The following is a 16,226-nucleotide window of genomic DNA, read 5'->3' on the forward strand; positions in this document are numbered from 1 at the left end:
ACTGAAATAACAAGAGCTATAACTAAATAAAGGTTCATTTTCATCAACCTTTCTAGGTTTTTTAAACACTTGAATAGCTTAATTGTAAACCTAATATTAACATATACATATTTCACCTTAAAAGACCAGCATCGTGCAATGAATACAATTACTTTGTGCAGTTCTAGGTTATTTGTTTTTATTATGAAACTTTTTGGTCCCTGGCTAAAATTCAACTTAAAAATGAAAAGATTGATGTTCGTAAATCTATATAGGGAGTGGATTCCGACACGGTTTTTTTATGGAGATGGAAAATTAATTATAAAACCGCCAGACAATGCTGGCGGCTTTTTGCTGCTTCGTTTATTTATTAACAGAGATCGTAACGTTATTTCCGGCAACAGAAACCTTTGCGAAATCCTGTGTATCTATTACAGGAGTGACGGCTTTATTGTCGATTGTGATGTTGTTAAAAGATGTCGAAAAGGTTGCTTTGATCGCATCACGCTGGCTTTCATACGAAACAGCCGCGGTAGCAAGTGTTTTCCATTTTGAAATCGTACCGATGTTGGTTCCTTGAATTTCTGTGATAATCCGTCCGGTGTAGCCGTCATTGTTCGTTCCCCAAAGGGTCATGCGCGTATTGCCGTTTAAGTTTTTATAGATTGTCATTTGGACTGTGCTTCCAGGGCGGAAGCCTTTATTGTATGTGAATTTGTCTTTTCCTTCGATGTACGTTTCTTCATTTTTGGATCCAACCTTCATGAGGGGCTTCCAGACGTTGTATTGTTTGCTGTACTGAAGCCCGATATCGGCTTCAGTTCCGCTTGTTGCTCTAAAGCCAGAATAAATATAGGGAGTAGAGACCGAGGCGTTGTTTTTGACAGTTTCAGGAAGCGTGATTTTAGCTGTAAAAATGGCGCCCGTACTGTTCAGGTAGACACGGCCGCCGATTCCGTTAGGCAGCTGGGATGCTGCTTTTGCGACTTGAGCGTCTGCCGCGGGTAAACCTGGTATAACTGATGGAAGTGTTCCGAAAAGAATGGCTGTTCCTACTGCACTTGCAATCAATATTTTTTTCACTCAAATTCCCCCTTTTGATAGTGATTTCGTCATTTATTATACCTTATTTTGGAACTGGATTGATGTATATAAATAAACAAAATATTTCATTTTGAGTGATGTAAGGGACGAAACGCTTCTCCAATCTGAAAGCTATATACCTTTATCAGAGGAAAGAATGAGATCACAATCGTTTTAGCCGATTTGAAATTTTCCCCAAAATAAAAGTACAAATGCTTAAAGAAACGATTATTAAAAGAATGCCCGCTATCGTTTCCAAGCCTGTAAAAAAGAGGTGACGTTTCATCAATGTCTGTCCTTGTAAAATGATAAAAGCACAGATACCGACTAAGAAAAGAAAACAAATACTTAGGATTGCTAACGCTTTACGTGAGTATGTTTTCATTTCATCTTTAAAATACAGCAATACGAAAACAAAGCAGATAACATTGGCTATTGTGCTTATCACCTCAAAGCTTTTCATGACAACTGATATAAATAGACAAAGTAAAATGAGATAAAATACGATGTTTCTATACAAAAAACCTCTCCTTTTATGTATGATCCACAAAGAGTTTATAAAAGTTTCTTTGTAACTGCAATAAACTGAATGCGCTCACTTATGAACTAACTAAACTATGTACTAAATATTCACTATTCTTTTTCAGATTCAGTCACCAAGGTTTTCATAGAAAGGGAAGCTTCAGAAATATACATATAGTGCACAAACAAAAAAGACCCGGCAATAGCCGGGGGAAAGTAAAAACGAGGAGATGTTAATGGCGTTTAGTAGTGTTTTTTATGCTTTTTATACTCTACAACATAATCATAGTCTTTTTTATCGTGATCATAATATTTTTTATCATAGTCGTCATATTTTTTGTCGTAATCACAGTCATAATCTTTTTTATCATATTCGTAATACTTCTTATAATACGTTTTTTTGACCGTATAATACTCTTCTTTGTATTTTTTGTAATAACCCATATATACTCCTCCTTTATTTTTACTACGCTTTATTATACGGCGAGTAGATTTTGCGGCTTGGACAGTTAAAATCATAGAAGGAAAAAAGGGCTGTCCAAATGATAGAAAAAGACAGATGACACAAAAACAAATCAAAATAAAGAGCCGATTTTTCATCGGCCCAAACGATTTATCCTACATTTGTTTATCTTCTTTGTTTTCTGAGTCATTTTTTCTGATATCCTGAGTCAGTCCGCTTGTTGCTTGTTTAAATTCTGATAAGGCTTTTCCTGCTGCACGGCCAAGCGCCGGCAGTTTATCAGGCCCAAATACTAAAAAACCCACAAACAAAATAACGAGTATTTTTGTGAAGCTTAATTCCATATCCTTTTCCCCCTGATTGAAGTACAACCTTTTAAACAAATTATAAGAGATAGCAGTACAAATGGGAATGCATTTATTTTGAACATTTTAAAACCAGCACAAAGACGGATTCATAAAACGGCTGCTGCTGAATATAATGTCCAATGCCACCTGCCTAAGAAGCAGGAGGCAGGCTGGATCAATTATGTAGCTCTGCCGGAAATGATACAAACGTATCTGCGGCTATCATTGACATAGAGGAGTGGTGTAGCTGATGAGATTCACTAAGGTAGTTGGATTTTTGTCTGTTTTAGGGTTGGCTGCGGTTTTTCCATTAACGGCACAAGCAGAAAAAGCCGGAACTGCGGGGGCTGGAGAGTGGGATAAGTTGGGGACTTACACATATACTTACTCAAGTCCGACGGTATACTCGACCGGAGGAGATTTTAGAGTGTGCCTTTCAGGAAGCACTCCTTTTTCTGTTTCACTGCACTTATATGAGGATGATCCCGGTGACAATCCTGATGATTATGTAGGGGCAAACTATTTTTCACCCGGAGAATGCCACACCTTTGGCAGTATTGGAAAATTTGTAGATGGGAGCAATAACAAGGCCGAGTTCTTTGTTACCGATTACTCTGGTAAATCTAAAACTGTTACGTTTTATGATTGATGGACTCAAATTGTGAAGTATAACCCTTGGAAAAAAACAAAAAAGAGAGATACCTCTCTCTTTTTTATTCTTCGACAGCCTTACGAAGCCGTTCATTTACAATGCCAGTCCAGCCGCCATCCATCTTACCGCGAACGACGGAGCTTTTCTCGTTTGCTTTGCCGATCACTTCATTCGGCTCTTTCCAGCCGCTGTGAATAAGGGTAAACCCTGTCTTTTCCCCCAAGTCTTCTAATTGAAAGGTAACGACCCATCCTTCTGTATCCCATTCAAAAGAAAGTTCAGTTGGAGCTTGAACAGCCAAAACTTTACAAGGGGACGGCCCAAACGGCGATTGTAAGTGAAATTCTTGTCCTTCTTTGAGCTGAAAGTCATTGGGCATAAACCACTTGGCAATGCCTTCTGAAGTAGAGACTGTCTCCCAGACTTTCTGAATGGGAGCCTCCAGCGTAATGCTTTTTGTAATATCCGGTAATGCATTTTCGTTGTTTTGAGCCATTTCGTTTACCTCTTGACATATGATGTTTTTTTCAATTCAATCATATAATAACTAATAAGATCATGTCCATAGCGTGCATTAATTATGCTAGAGCTGCTGTTGAACAGCGTGTCAGTCGCCAGTCTGATCTGTGAATGGGAGAATTCTGCATGCACGAAAAAGAGAGAGATGTGTATATTGTCATTTCGTTCATTCTTGTTTGCTCAGCCGCAACTGTTATGTTTGAACCGGAATTCCTGTTCAGCCAATTTATTTTGCGATTTTTGTTTTAATAGTAAATGTGCCATTTTCTAAAACAGGAGGTTTTTTATGCTTGGAAAAATCAAAGCAGCCATTGATAACAGTCCAGGGAAGCCGGCCAGAATTATAGTTAGTGAAAAAGTGTTTCAGCAATTAGAGGAAGAAATGCGCTTTGTTTACGTTTCCAAACCGAAAACGATAATGGGGATTCCTGTGGAAGTTTCAGATCAGGCAGAAAGCTTCAAGCTGGAATTTTAGTTTATCCCAGACTGCTAAAAGGCTCATTTTGTGTTTAATAATGCAAAATGGTCAGGTTGATTTCTTTAAAAGCATGATGAAATGTTCATCATGCTTTTTTTATTGAGAAAAAAGACGAACATAAAAAATAGGTATACGGGAAAAATAATCCTATTAGAGAGAGGGGAACTGACAGATGGATAACATGATATCAACACTTACTGACTGGAATGTGTGGTTTCAAGCGTTAGTAGTATTTCTCGTTCCATATGCAATCTATAAAGTGTTTACTTGGATTCATGTATAAGAAGGTGCAATGATGAGGTGGCGGAGCAATCAGTACAAAACACAGAAGCAGCATAAATCAGATCATTCAACAGCTGAAAAGGATCAGGATGTGTTAACCGGTAACATCGGATACGACTTAGAACATGTAAAAAGAAAAATAGGACATAACGGGGACGTTCATTTCCGTGAGCTTGAAATCACTCAATTACATGTGAAAGCGGCATTGATCTTTGTTGAAGGACTGTCTGATCAGGACTTGATTAATAAAGGACTATCAGTGTTAGTCATGAATCAACCTAATCAGGTAAGCGATGAAATTTCTCAATCCGGCAAAGGTATTTTAACTTCGAAACAGATAAAAAATCAAATCGTATCAATCGGTGATGTCATAGATTCAGAGAAAATCAGTGATATCGTGTTGAATGTTTTCATGGGTTCGACAGCGCTTCTCATCGATGGAATACCGCAGGCCTTTCTTCTGGGAACTGTAAAAAAACAAAATCGAAGTATCGAGGAGCCGCTTTCAGAAGCGCTTGTCAGAGGGCCGCGCACAGGCTTTACAGAAGAGTTGAGTACGAATACAGCTCTTTTGAGACAGCAAGGAAAAAATGATCAATTAACATTGCAGAGATTTGAAGTAGGAACACGATTAAAAAAGGATTTAATTATCGCTTATATGAATGACATTGCAGATCCAAAAGTAGTCGAGGAAGTAAGAAAAAGAGTGAGAGGGATTGAGATCGATCATTTGCCGGAGTCAGGCTACGTTGAACAGTTAATTGAGGATAATTATTTGAGCCCGTTCCCGCAAGTACAGAGTACAGAACGTCCTGATCGCGTCATAAGCGGATTAATGGAAGGAAGAGTAGCTATTCTGCTTGACGGCACTCCGTTTGCTTTGATTGTTCCAGTCACTTTCAGCATGATGCTTCAATCGCCTGAAGATTATTATGAACGGTGGTTCCCGAGCTCGCTCATCAGATTGCTGAGGTTCATCGCAGCAATGATAACGTTATTCGCACCCGCTTTATATATATCATTTATTTCTTTTCATCCTGGGTTAATTCCGACCAAGCTGGCGATTTCAATTTCCGGGACGCGCCAAGGTGTTCCGTTCCCATCTCTGATTGAAGCCTTATTTATGGAAGTCGCGATTGAAATTTTAAGAGAGGCGGGGCTTCGTTTGCCAAAACCAATTGGACCCGCAATAGGCATAGTTGGCGGATTAATCATCGGGGAAGCAGCTGTGCAGGCGGGGATTGTCAGTCCAATCATGGTCATTGTTGTTGCGCTCACAGCAATTTCTTCATTTGCCATCCCGCATTATAGCACAGGTATAGCACTTCGGATGCTTCGGTTTGGCGCGATGTTTTGTGCGGCGGTGTTTGGATTGTTTGGAGTCATTATGTATTACTGCTGCTAAGCAGCCATGTCGTAAAGCTAAAGAGCTTTGGTGTGCCATACGCAAGTCCGGCAGTGCCCTATCACTTAAAAGATTGGAAAGACTTTGTTATCAGAATGCCTCTTTTAGTCATGAAGCGCCGGCCTAAAATGATGAATACAGATAATACAAAACGGGTGAAGTGATGAACTCGACAGGATGGTGATAAAGTCTCATGTTCAGCCCAACCAGTAAAATCACAACCGCTCAGGCAACGATTATCATCATTAATTATATGCTTGCTGCCGGAGTTCTTACGCTCCCTCGGACAGTAACAGAACAAACACAATCTCCAGATGGATGGATTTCAGTTTTATTAGGCGGGGTCCTAGCGGTAATAGCCGGGATGATGATAGTTAAATTAAGCCAGCAGTATCCTAAGGAGACCTTTTATGAATACTCCCGACATATTGTAGGAAAATGGCTCGGGCATCTGATCAGTATTGTTTTTATTACTTATTTTCTGGCACTCGGTGCATTTGAAGTCAGAGTCATGTCCGAAATCGTGGATTTTTTTCTCCTCGAAGGGACACCGTCTTGGGCCATCATTATGACAGTTCTTTGGATTGGGCTTTATTCAATTACACAAGGCCTAGATCCGATTGCACGGCTTTTTGAAATGATTTTTCCGATTACGGTCATCATCTTTTTAACGATAGCCCTCATGAGTTTAGGCATATTTGAGATCAACAATTTGCGCCCTGTATTAGGTGATGGAATCATGCCGGTTCTTAGAGGTGTAAAGACAACGAACCTTTCATTTACATGTTCAGAAATTATGTTCATTTTAGTAGCATTTATGAAAAAGCCGAAAAATGCGGTGAAAGCAGTTGTGATCGGGACAGGCGTTGTGACCAGTTTTTATATGATTACGATGATTATGGTCATCGGTGCACTATCAGTTGAGGGAGTTGTGACGAGAACATGGCCGGGGCTTGACCTGATGAGAAGTTTTGAAATACCTGGTTTAATATTTGAACGGTTTGAATCATTTCTCCTTGTGATTTGGATTATGCAGCTTTTTGCCACGTTTATTATCACTTTTTATGCAGCTTCCCTGGGAGTCTCACAAGTTTTTAAAAAGAAACCCCTTTCATGTATGTTTGGGCTGCTTCCTGTTATATATATCCTCTCTTGCATGCCGAAAAATGAAAATGACGTCTTTATATTGGGCGATACGGTCAGTCATATCGCTTTGTATATATTTGGCGCTTTGCCGATTTTGCTGTTAGTCATTTCGAAATGGAGGAAAAGAGGTGAAAAGTAAACTAAAACGTCAATTGCCTGCTATGGTCATAGTATGTCTGCTGCTGATTTGCGTAACAGGATGCTGGAGCAGTCGGGAAATAGAAGATCTCGGTCTCACATTCGCTATCGCAATTGATAAAGGAAAAGAAACGAACACTGAAAAAGAGTTAAAAGAAGAGGGCGGGAGCTATCCGAAAAAAGACAACATTACGCTGACCTATCAATTTGTTAATGAAAAAGCGGCAGGCGCGGGCACAAGCGGGGGAGGCGGTAGCGGACAAGGAGCGCAAAAAGCGTACATTAATATAAGTGAAACAGGGGATTCATTACAGCAGATCGGAAGTGAGGTTGCATTAAGACGGGACCGAGAAGTGTTTAGCCCGCATTTAAAAGTTGTTGTCATGAGTGAAGATGTGCTGCACACATTTCCTATCGACGAAATGCTGGATCAATTTTTTCGTGATAATGAAATTAGGCTGAGCTGTCTTGTTTTATCTGCTAAAGGGGAAGCAAGAGACGCTCTCCAGCTGAAAGAGAACGGAGAAATTCCGGCATTTCGGCTGATTGGATTAGGTGAAAATGAACATAAAGTTTCCAGAATTCTTCCCCCTATGACACTCGCGAAACTAATTGGAAAACTGCATTCTGGCAGCAGCTTTTTACTGCAAAATGTGGTTGCGGCCAATGGAGCGGTCAAATATTCCGGAGCAGCTGTAATCAACGGAAAATCGAAAAAAATGATAGGCACTTTAAATGAATATGAAACTGAGGGGATTACATGGATTAGAGGAGAAGGGAAAGGCGGAGTTGTCAAAAGCCATGATAAAAAGAGCCAACAGACACTAGCGTACGATATCAATAAAATCAAAAGCAAAATTCAGCCAATCGTAAAAGGGAAAGATATTTCATTCCATGTCGATATTGAATCAGAAGGCGATTTGGTTGAAAACTGGAACACAAAAGAGGCGTTGGACACCCAGTTTATAGATCGTCTCGAAACGACTATTGAAAACGAGGTAAAGAAAATAGTTGGTCAGGTATTAAAAAAAATTCAGCATGATTATAAAGCAGATGTTGCGGGTTTTGATGAATCTTTTAGACTTACATATCCTCACTTATGGAAAAGGGTGAAAAATAACTGGGATGACACCTTCAGTAAAGCCGACATCACATACAGTGTGAACGTCACAATTACTCATTATGGCACGGTTAAAACTCAGTAATGAATCCCAAGGAAGAGAAGGAAACCTCTCTTCTCTTTTTTATGCATTTTTTAGGATAAAGATACTTTTTTTGGAGAGATATACACTTAACGAATCGACCAATATGCTAATATAGGAATTGCTTGAAATAGAAGGGAGAAGGGGCTGTGAGGCAGAAACCGATTTATGTAGAAATCGAAATGAAATCTGATCTGGATACACTCTGGGAATATACACAAAACCCATCACTGCATAAGGAATGGGATCTCCGGTTTTCAAATATTACGTATTTGAATAGTCAGCCATGCGAAAAACAGAAGTTTCTTTACGAAACAAGGGTAGGCTTTGGATTAAAGGTGTCAGGTACAGGAGAAACCGTCGGTGTTTTCAACAAATGTTCATCTGAAAGGTCTTCTTCACTGGCTTTTGGCTCTGATCATCCATTATCTCTGATTCGGCATGGAAGCGGCTACTGGAAGTATATAGAGAGAGAAAATGGGAAAATGACGTTTTTAACACAGTACCAATACAAAACAGCCTACGGACTGCTGGGAAGATGGATTGATCGTTTATTATTTCGGCCGCTGCTTGGCTGGGCGACTGCCTGGAGCTTTGATGCATTAAGGCTTTGGGTAGAGCAAAATAAACATCCGAAGCGCTTCATTCGATCCGCTATCATCTATGTGTTCATGTGTCTGTTTTTCAGCCTGTTTTGGTTCTATCAAGGCTTTGCAGGTGTTGAGACAAGCATATTGGCAGGAACAGCGGAGATAGGCTTAGCTATTTTGTGGCTGATTCCTTTAAAAAGAAAATGGATCATTCATGGTGTCCAGGCTTGTATTTTTGCTGGGTTTGCTTGTCTAGGTTCCGAAATATTCATGTGGGTTCTATTGAGTGTGTTTTCCGCTGCAAGCGGCGCTCTTAGCCTGCAGCTCCCCAGTGCCAGGCGCACAAAACGAAAGAGAAAGAAGTGACATTGTGAGTTCGATTTATGAAAAATCAATTATTAACTATCATTTGCTGCATCCCAAGCTGCAGAAACGGTACCAATTAGACGGGTCTCATACATTCAGCGGGACGGGAACGATGTCAGAAATAAGCGGAGGCTCTTTTCTGGTTAGAATGCTGTTAAAGCTAGGTGTTTTTTTCAGATGCTTCTTTTCAGAAAGAGGCAAAGACATTCCATTTACAATACAAAATAGAACTTGTCTTTTGAAATCGCAACATACAGGAATAGAATGGAATCGTACATTTTTCTTTAAAGGCAAAAAACGTTTCTTTGATGCGTTAATGATATATGACGAGAAAGAAAATAGAATACTTGATTTCTTCGGCAAACCTCATCTGCTGCTGTCTGTTTTGACGTTCGAGGCATCTCATGACGGCTCTCTTACGATCACATCGGGAAAGCAATGGCTATTAATATGCGGAAAAAGAATCCCGCTGCCGAAATGGCTGACCGGTACATCCGTAGTTTGCGAAACGTTTGATGATAGAAAGAATTGTTTCACCATTGAAGTGCATGTGCAAAATACAATTCTCGGCACTCTTTTCTTTTATAAAGGAACGTTTCAGGAGGAAGAGAGAGAATCATGAAACGAACTGGCATAGTCAGTGCGCTTTGTTTTATAGGATTTCTTGCAGCAGAAGCACCGGATATTTCAGTGGCAGAGGCACTCGTTTTGTTATCCATTCTATTTTTCGTGCCGGGAATTTTTCCTTTTGTTTTTCGTCAATCTCCGGTTCGTGCTGCTCAGTTTATGGAATATGGGCTAATCCAGTGGTATCCGGCAGCCGCATTCTTTGCGGTGCTGGCTCTAGTGACGGAGGTTGGAGGTTTCGCGCTTATCTGGTGGATGTACACAGTTTTTATTGCATTGTATGCGATCTTCCGCCTTTGGGAAACAAAGATACATAGAATCGAAGAGACATCAGTTTTGTTCGGCCTTATTTATTTGGCGGGAGGAGGATTTTGGTTTTTTGCTTATGCTGCCCATTTGCAGATCATGCAATTTGGCCCTCTCATCATTTTGCTGACTGCTGTCCACTTTCACTATTCTGCTTTTCTGATCCCGATCTTTAACGGTTTACTCGGCAGAACCATTAGAAAACATCGGATGTTGTACAGTTGGATAACATGGGTGATTTTGCTTTCGCCCCTTCTTATCGCACTGGGCATCACATATTCAAAAACACTTGATGTCATTGCGGTTAGCATTTATATGGCGGCGATTTATCTTCATGCATTTTTGGTGTTCACGGCAGCTTTTCGCACCAAGACGGGGACATTTCTTATTCGGCTTTCTTCCGCTGTTTTAATGATAACGATTGCTTTCTCGATGATTTATTCTTTTGGTGTATTTCGGCAAGAAGTTACATTGACCATCAATCAGATGATTTGGATTCACGGTTTTGTCAACGCGTTTGGTGTTATCTTGCCCACTCTCATAGGGTGGAGAATAGAGGATGCGAAACCTTTTGATGCAGACAGTGTAAAGACATTCAGCCGTATCTACGGAAAAAGAAAGATTGGAGAAGAATTTTTAGCTAACATTCAAGCTGAAAATAACGCTCGGTACAGCGGACTTGTGGATGATATGGGCAGCCTGCGTTCAAAAGATTTTTCACCAGAAAAACTGGCGCCGCTCATTCTTTCGTTTTATGAACAAACCATCGAATACAATATTAAAGCAAAAGTAACATGGAGCACGTGGTTTCGGCCGCTTGCAATTATTTACGAATGGTTCAGCAGAAGAATCGGCCAAATACATCTTTCGACGAACCCTGACTGGTATAGGATGTACAGCAAGATAAAAGGTGTTCATTCGAAAAAAGACGGAAGGGAAAGAGTACGTGCCTGGATTAGAACAAATGAAAAAAACGAAACCATTTTTACCGCTCTTTATTCAGTGTATCGTTCAAATGGAGAGGGGTATATGAATATTTCTTTACCGCTTCCATTCAGCAGCATGACAGGTATTTTAAAACCATATCATCACCAGGAGAAGCTGGTTTTAACAAGCAGGCGGAGAAAAAGCAGAGCGGGGGATGAAGGAATTTATCTGCAAACAAGAGCGGGAACTTGTCCGCTTCCTTTATCTGAAACCTTTCTGATAGAAGCTGCACATGACAACAAATTAACCGCTGTTCATCATATGTGGCTGTTTGGATTAAAATTTCTAACTGTTCATTACAGCATTACACATATTAACCAGCCTATTGAAAGAACCTAACACAAAGAAGAAGCTTCGTCTGCCAGTTGCTGCATTTCAAAATTCTGCACCGCATCAAGACAGGAAAGGAAGGGTTTATGGTGTTTTATATCAGTTTATTTCTGATTCTTTGGCTGGCTGCGGGGTTTGCAGTGGGAATGAAACAAGTGTATGTCGATCAGCTGTTTGATAAAACTGTGATCGAAAGGCTGGAAAAAGAAGCGAATGATCATGGACAAGCTGACCGGATGATCAAACAGCGCGCCCTTTATATTGCAGCAGTGACATTAAGCGGGTTTATTTCTGTTTATTATGAAATGAAAACAATCCCGCAAAGGCGAAACATAAGAAAAATTGAAAAAAACATCATGAAATTAAATCAAGTAAAAAAACGAAGAATGAAGAGAAAATAAAAATGCACAGGCCAAAGGGCAGGTGCATTTTTGTTTTGTATGGAAATGGGGGAGGTGGTGCCAGCTTACTTTTCATAAATTCAAAAATGAGAAGAACAGCGCCCGGGCTAATGGTATATAATATTGTGAATTTAACAAAAATTTAACAAGGAGGACGAGAGAATTCGTGCTAAAGCCTCAAAGAGACCTACATCCTGTTGATTTGGACTTAGAGGCGGAGTAGATGAAACCGGCCAAAGTATCCCTGCTCCGCCGTTTGCTCCATTCCTTGAAGCATGTTGATTGTAACATAGCCAAACGTTTTCCATCAACTATTAAAATTGTAAAATTATTGTTTATTTTTATGGTATTTACTCCGATTTCTTCAATTTATGCTGAAGATGTATATCAGAATTTTGAGGAATTAAAAAACAATGAAGATCCTTCTGATTACGGCGTTGTTACGAAAGAAACCGGAAGCCCTGTTCTTGTTTTAGCTATTCACGGAGGAGGTATTGAAGGCGGGACAAGTGAAGTAGCGAGAGAGCTCAGCAAAGAGTACTCGATGTATTTATTTGAAGGCTTAAAATCGGCAGGAAACTCAGTCCTGCACATTACGAGCACGCACTTTGATGAACCTCGGGCCCTTAAAATGACGGGAAATCATGAATATGTCATTTCATTACACGGGTACGCAGAAGAAGATCAGCAGATCGAAGTCGGCGGTACAGATCGCGTAAGAGCGGCAGATTTAGTTGAGAAATTGCAGCATGCCGGTTTTCCTGCTGTATTGCTCAATACGGACCATCCGCATGCGGGCGTTAGTCCGAATAACATTGCAAATAAATCAAAAACAGGTTTAAGTATTCAGATAGAAATGAGCACAGGGTTTCGAAAGTCTTTGTTCGGCATCTTTTCTTTAAAAAGCAGAGCTGTTACTCAAAATGAGAGGTTTTATGAGTTTACAGAAGTGATGTTCCGTTTTCTCAAAAATAGCTACTGAAAAATAGGAGGCGATAAGACAGCCTCCTATTCCTTATGCTTCTCTTTCGTTTCGGGAAACAGCTCGTCCGCGGCTTCCGTTTGATACTGCAACGTGTTATCTCTCGCTGACAGTTCATTTCGGAAATTTTCATCAAGCACATTTTTCAGTAAATACCGATGAAAAAAGTATTCAAAAACAGTAAGACAGGCAGCGGAAAGGAGAGCCGCTCCAAATGGTGAGAAATCGTTTCTTGTTTGGGTTAAAACAAATACCCAAAGAATAACGAATGAAAGGCCAAAGTCAGCCAATGAAGCTGTAATATTGTTTGTTCTGGGTAAGACGAGCATGTCACCAGAAAGATAGGAAACAAAACCTAAGAAAAGTGCAATAAACATCACACTTAAGAAGGATGCGTGATAGACTCTGTCCAAAATCACATATAAAAGGGCGAGAGTGAAAGCAATCTTTGAAGCAAGCGCAATGATATGTTTCATTTGACCACCTAAATTGTTATTTTTTGAAGAAAATTCTTGGGCGTAAACAAATGATAAATAATGCAATTCAAAACCATTCATAATGGTCATGTTACTATTTTAAACAGTCCGTTTTTGTTTACACTGGTATTTTTTTCAGCTGTATGAAACTTTCTTATGAAAAAAGTCGTATATGTGGATGATCAGCTTTCAAGGGGGGAATGATTTGTGGAGATAAAAGGAATCAATCACTTGCTATTTTCAGTTTCGCATTTGGATACATCGATTGATTTTTATCAAAAAGTGTTTGGTGCAAAGCTTTTGGTAAAGGGAAGAACAACTGCATATTTTGATATGAACGGCATCTGGCTAGCGCTTAATGAAGAACCAGACATCCCGAGAAATGACATTAAGCTTTCTTATACCCATATTGCTTTTACAATTGAAGATCATGAATTTGAGGAGATGTCAGCTAAATTAAAAAGACTTCATGTCAATATTCTGCCTGGCAGAGAACGAGATGAACGCGATCGAAAATCAATTTATTTTACCGACCCTGACGGCCACAAATTTGAATTTCATACCGGAACCCTTCAAGACAGGCTTCGATATTACAAACAAGAAAAAACGCATATGCACTTTTATGATGAAACGGCCTTTTGATATCACAACCATATTTCATATAAGGTTAAATTTAAAGAAGGGTGTTGGTGGAGACTTTATGTTTGGGGAAGGTTTCTACCCGACTTGTTCAACGATGCCATATCTTTTGAACTGCACAAGTGATTGGGTGAAGGTGAAATTGAAATACATATTACATTTTATATGAAGAAAGCGAGCTGTTTTATCAGAATGTTGAACTAATTAAACTATGTACTAAATTTTCAGTATATTTCAATTGCTTCGCCCCTTAAGAAATATGAAACCGTATCCTTCCACGACCTAAAAAATGAAACGTTTTTAAGAAGATGGCGTCTAATATTTTAAATGTTCATATTTTGATAAAAGTTTCCTAAAGGAAAGAAAATTTCTTGACTTCAACAATCTTTTGGTGGATAATTATGGTGTAAACATGATGTTCTTTTTCCTCCTATTCAGGCTCGCACCCAAAAGTCAGGGCGAGCCTGCTTTTTTTGAACAACAAACCCCCTCTCCGTAAAGGAAGAGGGGGTTATTTTATGCATCTGATAGATCAATAGATTAATGGACGGTTCTGAACACGCCAATCACTTTCCCTAGAATGCTGACATTCTGCAAAATGATAGGTTCCATCGTTGGGTTCTCAGGCTGCAAGCGAATGTGGGTATCCTCTTTATAGAATCGTTTTACAGTTGCTTCATCATCTTCTGTCATCGCAACTACAATTTCCCCATTGTTCGCTGTGTTTTGCTGTTTAACGATGACATAGTCCTTATCGAGAATACCAGCATCTATCATACTGTCTCCCATAATCTCCAGCATAAATACATGCTCGTCTGGAGGAACCATGCGGTCTGGGAGCGGAAAATATTCTTCAATATTTTCTACTGCTGTAATAGGAGATCCCGCCGTGACTTTCCCGATGACCGGTACATTAACGACCTGGCTTTGCGGAATGTCTACTTCTTCATCAAGAATTTCTATTGCTCTTGGTTTTGTCGGATCCCGTCTGATCAGCCCTTTTGTTTCCAAGCGGGCCAAATGGCCGTGGACAGTAGAGCTGGACGCAAGCCCGACAGCCTCTCCGATCTCTCTCACGGAAGGCGGATATCCTTTTGATTTAACCTCTGCTTTAATAAAACGGAGGATATCAAGTTGCCTTTTTGATAGCTTCGTCATTTTTCGCACCTCAAAACGTCGATTTTAAGAAGATTATAGCATGATTTTCCTTACAGTACAAACATAGGTTCGAAAAAACAATTGACAGAAACGTTTGTTCGTATATACTGAAATTATAAAAATGCGAACAAACATTCCTGTTGGAGGTTATGATCATGAGTAAAGAATCTATTATTTTTGTCGGTCTGTTCACAGTGATTTTGAGCGCGGTTATCCTTATGCTGTCATATACAAGCAGCGGCCAAGAGCTTAATCAGTATGTTAAAATAGAAGTCCAGCAAGGCGACACACTCTGGTCAATTGCTGATCAGGTAGCAGATACAAAAAAGATAAACAAAAATGATTTTATTGAATGGGTAGCTGATAAAAATCAACTTCAAACCTCTGATATCCAGCCGGGTGATGAGTTAGTGATCCCATTGAAAAAGAAGCATCAGGATGCATATGAATTAGCAACTGTAAAATAGAGAGGAAAGAGAGATAAAATGAAAGCACTCATTTATGCCCGTGTAAGCACAAATAAAGAACAGCAGGAAACGTCATTAAAGCGGCAGGAGGAGGAGCTTACGGCTATTGCAGCGGAGAACGGCATGGAAGTGGTCAAAGTGATTTCAGAAAAAGCCAGCGGATATGAAATGGATCGGGATGGTGTATTTGAGCTGCTTGATGAGATTAAGAACGCTGGAATTGATGTCATTTTGGTTCAGGATGAGACAAGGCTCGGACGGGGAAACGCAAAAATCGCACTGCTTCATTGTATTTATAGAGAAGGTGTGAAAGTCTATACAACGGCTCATAGAGGTGAACTGGAGTTATCGGAGGCTGACTCAATGGTCTTGGAAATCGTCAGCATTGTGGAAGAGTATCAGCGAAAGATTCACAACATGAAAATCAGACGGGGAATGAAACGTGCAGTAAAAAACGGTTTTAAACCGCAAAAAAACTTAAAAAACCAACATGAGAACAGTGGAAAAGAAAAAATAGAGGTGCCAATCTCTGAGATCGTCCGCCTGAGAGCGAATAAACTGACGTTTGCTGAAATCGCGGCTACCCTAAGAGGGTTTGGCTATGATGTCTCTAAAGCAACCGTTCACCGGCGTTTTCAGGAATACATAGAGAATGAAGAGACAGCAGAGTGAATCAGTTGT

General features: G+C 39.9%; 21 protein-coding genes and 2 pseudogenes. 16 read left to right on the forward strand and 7 right to left on the reverse strand.

Going from position 1 to position 16,226, the window contains the following annotated elements:
* Window positions 1-342: 342 nt before the first annotated feature.
* The 4 genes from MKY50_RS09720 to tatAC form a co-directional block, all read right to left on the reverse strand.
* The gene (locus MKY50_RS09720) at window positions 343-1,062 is read right to left on the reverse strand and encodes a YrpD family protein (RefSeq protein ID WP_338381963.1); all 720 of its coding nucleotides are present in this window, start codon (window positions 1,060-1,062) and stop codon (window positions 343-345) included.
* A gap of 163 nt (window positions 1,063-1,225) precedes the next feature.
* Window positions 1,226-1,582, reverse strand: coding sequence for a YoqO family protein (locus MKY50_RS09725; protein ID WP_033885320.1), 357 nt, complete (start codon window positions 1,580-1,582; stop codon window positions 1,226-1,228).
* 245 nt (window positions 1,583-1,827) lie between these two features.
* Window positions 1,828-2,028 (reverse strand): spore coat protein CotC, encoded by a 201-nt coding sequence (locus MKY50_RS09730; protein ID WP_003231636.1) that lies wholly within the window; start codon window positions 2,026-2,028, stop codon window positions 1,828-1,830.
* 174 nt (window positions 2,029-2,202) lie between these two features.
* Window positions 2,203-2,391 (reverse strand): twin-arginine translocase TatAC, encoded by a 189-nt coding sequence (gene tatAC, locus MKY50_RS09735; protein ID WP_003231634.1) that lies wholly within the window; start codon window positions 2,389-2,391, stop codon window positions 2,203-2,205.
* A gap of 78 nt (window positions 2,392-2,469) precedes the next feature.
* Here tatAC and MKY50_RS09740 point away from each other — a divergent pair, with 78 nt between their 5' ends.
* Together MKY50_RS09740 and MKY50_RS09745 are read left to right on the forward strand one after the other, a co-directional pair.
* Window positions 2,470-2,628 carry a hypothetical protein gene (locus MKY50_RS09740; protein ID WP_033885321.1) on the forward strand — a complete coding sequence of 53 codons (159 nt, stop codon included), beginning with the start codon at window positions 2,470-2,472 and terminating at the stop codon, window positions 2,626-2,628.
* Between the two features lie 16 nt (window positions 2,629-2,644).
* Complete coding sequence (locus MKY50_RS09745) at window positions 2,645-3,043, forward strand: hypothetical protein (RefSeq protein ID WP_009967329.1); 399 nt, start codon at window positions 2,645-2,647, stop codon at window positions 3,041-3,043.
* Window positions 3,044-3,107: 64 nt separating this feature from the next.
* On the opposite strand, the gene MKY50_RS09750 is transcribed toward MKY50_RS09745, so the two are convergent.
* Entirely contained in the window at window positions 3,108-3,542 is a 435-nt protein-coding gene (locus tag MKY50_RS09750) for an SRPBCC family protein (RefSeq protein WP_003231627.1), read from the reverse strand.
* 149 nt (window positions 3,543-3,691) lie between these two features.
* On the opposite strand from MKY50_RS09750, the gene MKY50_RS09755 reads away from it, so the two are divergent.
* The 10 genes and pseudogenes from MKY50_RS09755 (at window position 3,692) to pghL (ending at window position 12,805) form a co-directional block, all read left to right on the forward strand.
* Window positions 3,692-3,814 (forward strand): hypothetical protein, encoded by a 123-nt coding sequence (locus MKY50_RS09755; protein WP_256683449.1) that lies wholly within the window; start codon window positions 3,692-3,694, stop codon window positions 3,812-3,814.
* Window positions 3,815-3,851: 37 nt separating this feature from the next.
* Window positions 3,852-4,040 carry a hypothetical protein gene (locus tag MKY50_RS09760; protein WP_014476925.1) on the forward strand — a complete coding sequence of 63 codons (189 nt, stop codon included), beginning with the start codon at window positions 3,852-3,854 and terminating at the stop codon, window positions 4,038-4,040.
* Window positions 4,041-4,335: 295 nt separating this feature from the next.
* Window positions 4,336-5,894, forward strand: a pseudogene (locus MKY50_RS09765) (spore germination protein).
* Between the two features lie 29 nt (window positions 5,895-5,923).
* On the forward strand, window positions 5,924-7,015 hold the full coding sequence (locus tag MKY50_RS09770) for a spore germination protein (RefSeq protein ID WP_088326105.1): 1,092 nt from the start codon (window positions 5,924-5,926) through the stop codon (window positions 7,013-7,015).
* A complete protein-coding gene (locus tag MKY50_RS09775) occupies window positions 7,005-8,219 on the forward strand; it encodes a Ger(x)C family spore germination protein (protein WP_341116561.1) in 1,215 nt (404 codons plus the stop codon). The genes MKY50_RS09770 and MKY50_RS09775 overlap by 11 nt, the downstream gene beginning before the upstream one ends.
* Window positions 8,220-8,365: 146 nt before the next feature.
* The gene (locus tag MKY50_RS09780; protein ID WP_029726668.1) at window positions 8,366-9,172 is read left to right on the forward strand and encodes a hypothetical protein; all 807 of its coding nucleotides are present in this window, start codon (window positions 8,366-8,368) and stop codon (window positions 9,170-9,172) included.
* Between the two features lie 4 nt (window positions 9,173-9,176).
* The gene (locus tag MKY50_RS09785) at window positions 9,177-9,794 is read left to right on the forward strand and encodes a DUF4166 domain-containing protein (RefSeq protein WP_338381962.1); all 618 of its coding nucleotides are present in this window, start codon (window positions 9,177-9,179) and stop codon (window positions 9,792-9,794) included.
* Window positions 9,791-11,431 carry a YndJ family protein gene (locus MKY50_RS09790; protein ID WP_341116562.1) on the forward strand — a complete coding sequence of 547 codons (1,641 nt, stop codon included), beginning with the start codon at window positions 9,791-9,793 and terminating at the stop codon, window positions 11,429-11,431. Before MKY50_RS09785 ends, MKY50_RS09790 begins: the two co-directional genes overlap by 4 nt.
* 77 nt (window positions 11,432-11,508) lie before the next feature.
* Complete coding sequence (locus MKY50_RS09795) at window positions 11,509-11,823, forward strand: hypothetical protein (RefSeq protein WP_201757448.1); 315 nt, start codon at window positions 11,509-11,511, stop codon at window positions 11,821-11,823.
* 223 nt (window positions 11,824-12,046) lie between these two features.
* The gene (gene pghL, locus MKY50_RS09800) at window positions 12,047-12,805 is read left to right on the forward strand and encodes a gamma-polyglutamate hydrolase PghL (RefSeq protein ID WP_119899451.1); all 759 of its coding nucleotides are present in this window, start codon (window positions 12,047-12,049) and stop codon (window positions 12,803-12,805) included.
* Between the two features lie 26 nt (window positions 12,806-12,831).
* Here pghL and MKY50_RS09805 read toward each other — a convergent pair whose 3' ends face one another.
* Window positions 12,832-13,281, reverse strand: a complete 450-nt coding sequence (locus MKY50_RS09805) for a YndM family protein (RefSeq protein WP_003245454.1) — start codon at window positions 13,279-13,281, stop codon at window positions 12,832-12,834.
* 207 nt (window positions 13,282-13,488) lie between these two features.
* On the opposite strand from MKY50_RS09805, the gene fosM reads away from it, so the two are divergent.
* Together fosM and MKY50_RS09815 are read left to right on the forward strand one after the other, a co-directional pair.
* Window positions 13,489-13,923, forward strand: a complete 435-nt coding sequence (gene fosM, locus MKY50_RS09810; protein WP_003231604.1) for a FosM family fosfomycin resistance protein — start codon at window positions 13,489-13,491, stop codon at window positions 13,921-13,923.
* A pseudogene (locus tag MKY50_RS09815) lies at window positions 13,832-14,174 on the forward strand (hypothetical protein). The gene fosM and the pseudogene MKY50_RS09815 overlap by 92 nt, the downstream one beginning before the upstream one ends.
* A 286-nt stretch (window positions 14,175-14,460) precedes the next feature.
* On the opposite strand, the gene lexA reads toward MKY50_RS09815, so the two are convergent.
* A complete protein-coding gene (gene lexA / locus MKY50_RS09820) occupies window positions 14,461-15,078 on the reverse strand; it encodes a transcriptional repressor LexA (protein ID WP_003238209.1) in 618 nt (205 codons plus the stop codon).
* Between the two features lie 149 nt (window positions 15,079-15,227).
* Between lexA and yneA the strand changes: the two genes are divergently transcribed.
* Window positions 15,228-15,545 carry a cell division suppressor protein YneA gene (yneA, locus tag MKY50_RS09825; protein WP_015252003.1) on the forward strand — a complete coding sequence of 106 codons (318 nt, stop codon included), beginning with the start codon at window positions 15,228-15,230 and terminating at the stop codon, window positions 15,543-15,545.
* Between the two features lie 18 nt (window positions 15,546-15,563).
* Entirely contained in the window at window positions 15,564-16,217 is a 654-nt protein-coding gene (locus MKY50_RS09830; RefSeq protein ID WP_015383764.1) for a YneB family resolvase-like protein, read from the forward strand.
* Window positions 16,218-16,226: the final 9 nt, after the last annotated feature.

It is taken from the genome of Bacillus sp. FSL R7-0685, assembly GCF_038002425.1.
GTDB lineage: Bacteria > Bacillota > Bacilli > Bacillales > Bacillaceae > Bacillus > Bacillus subtilis.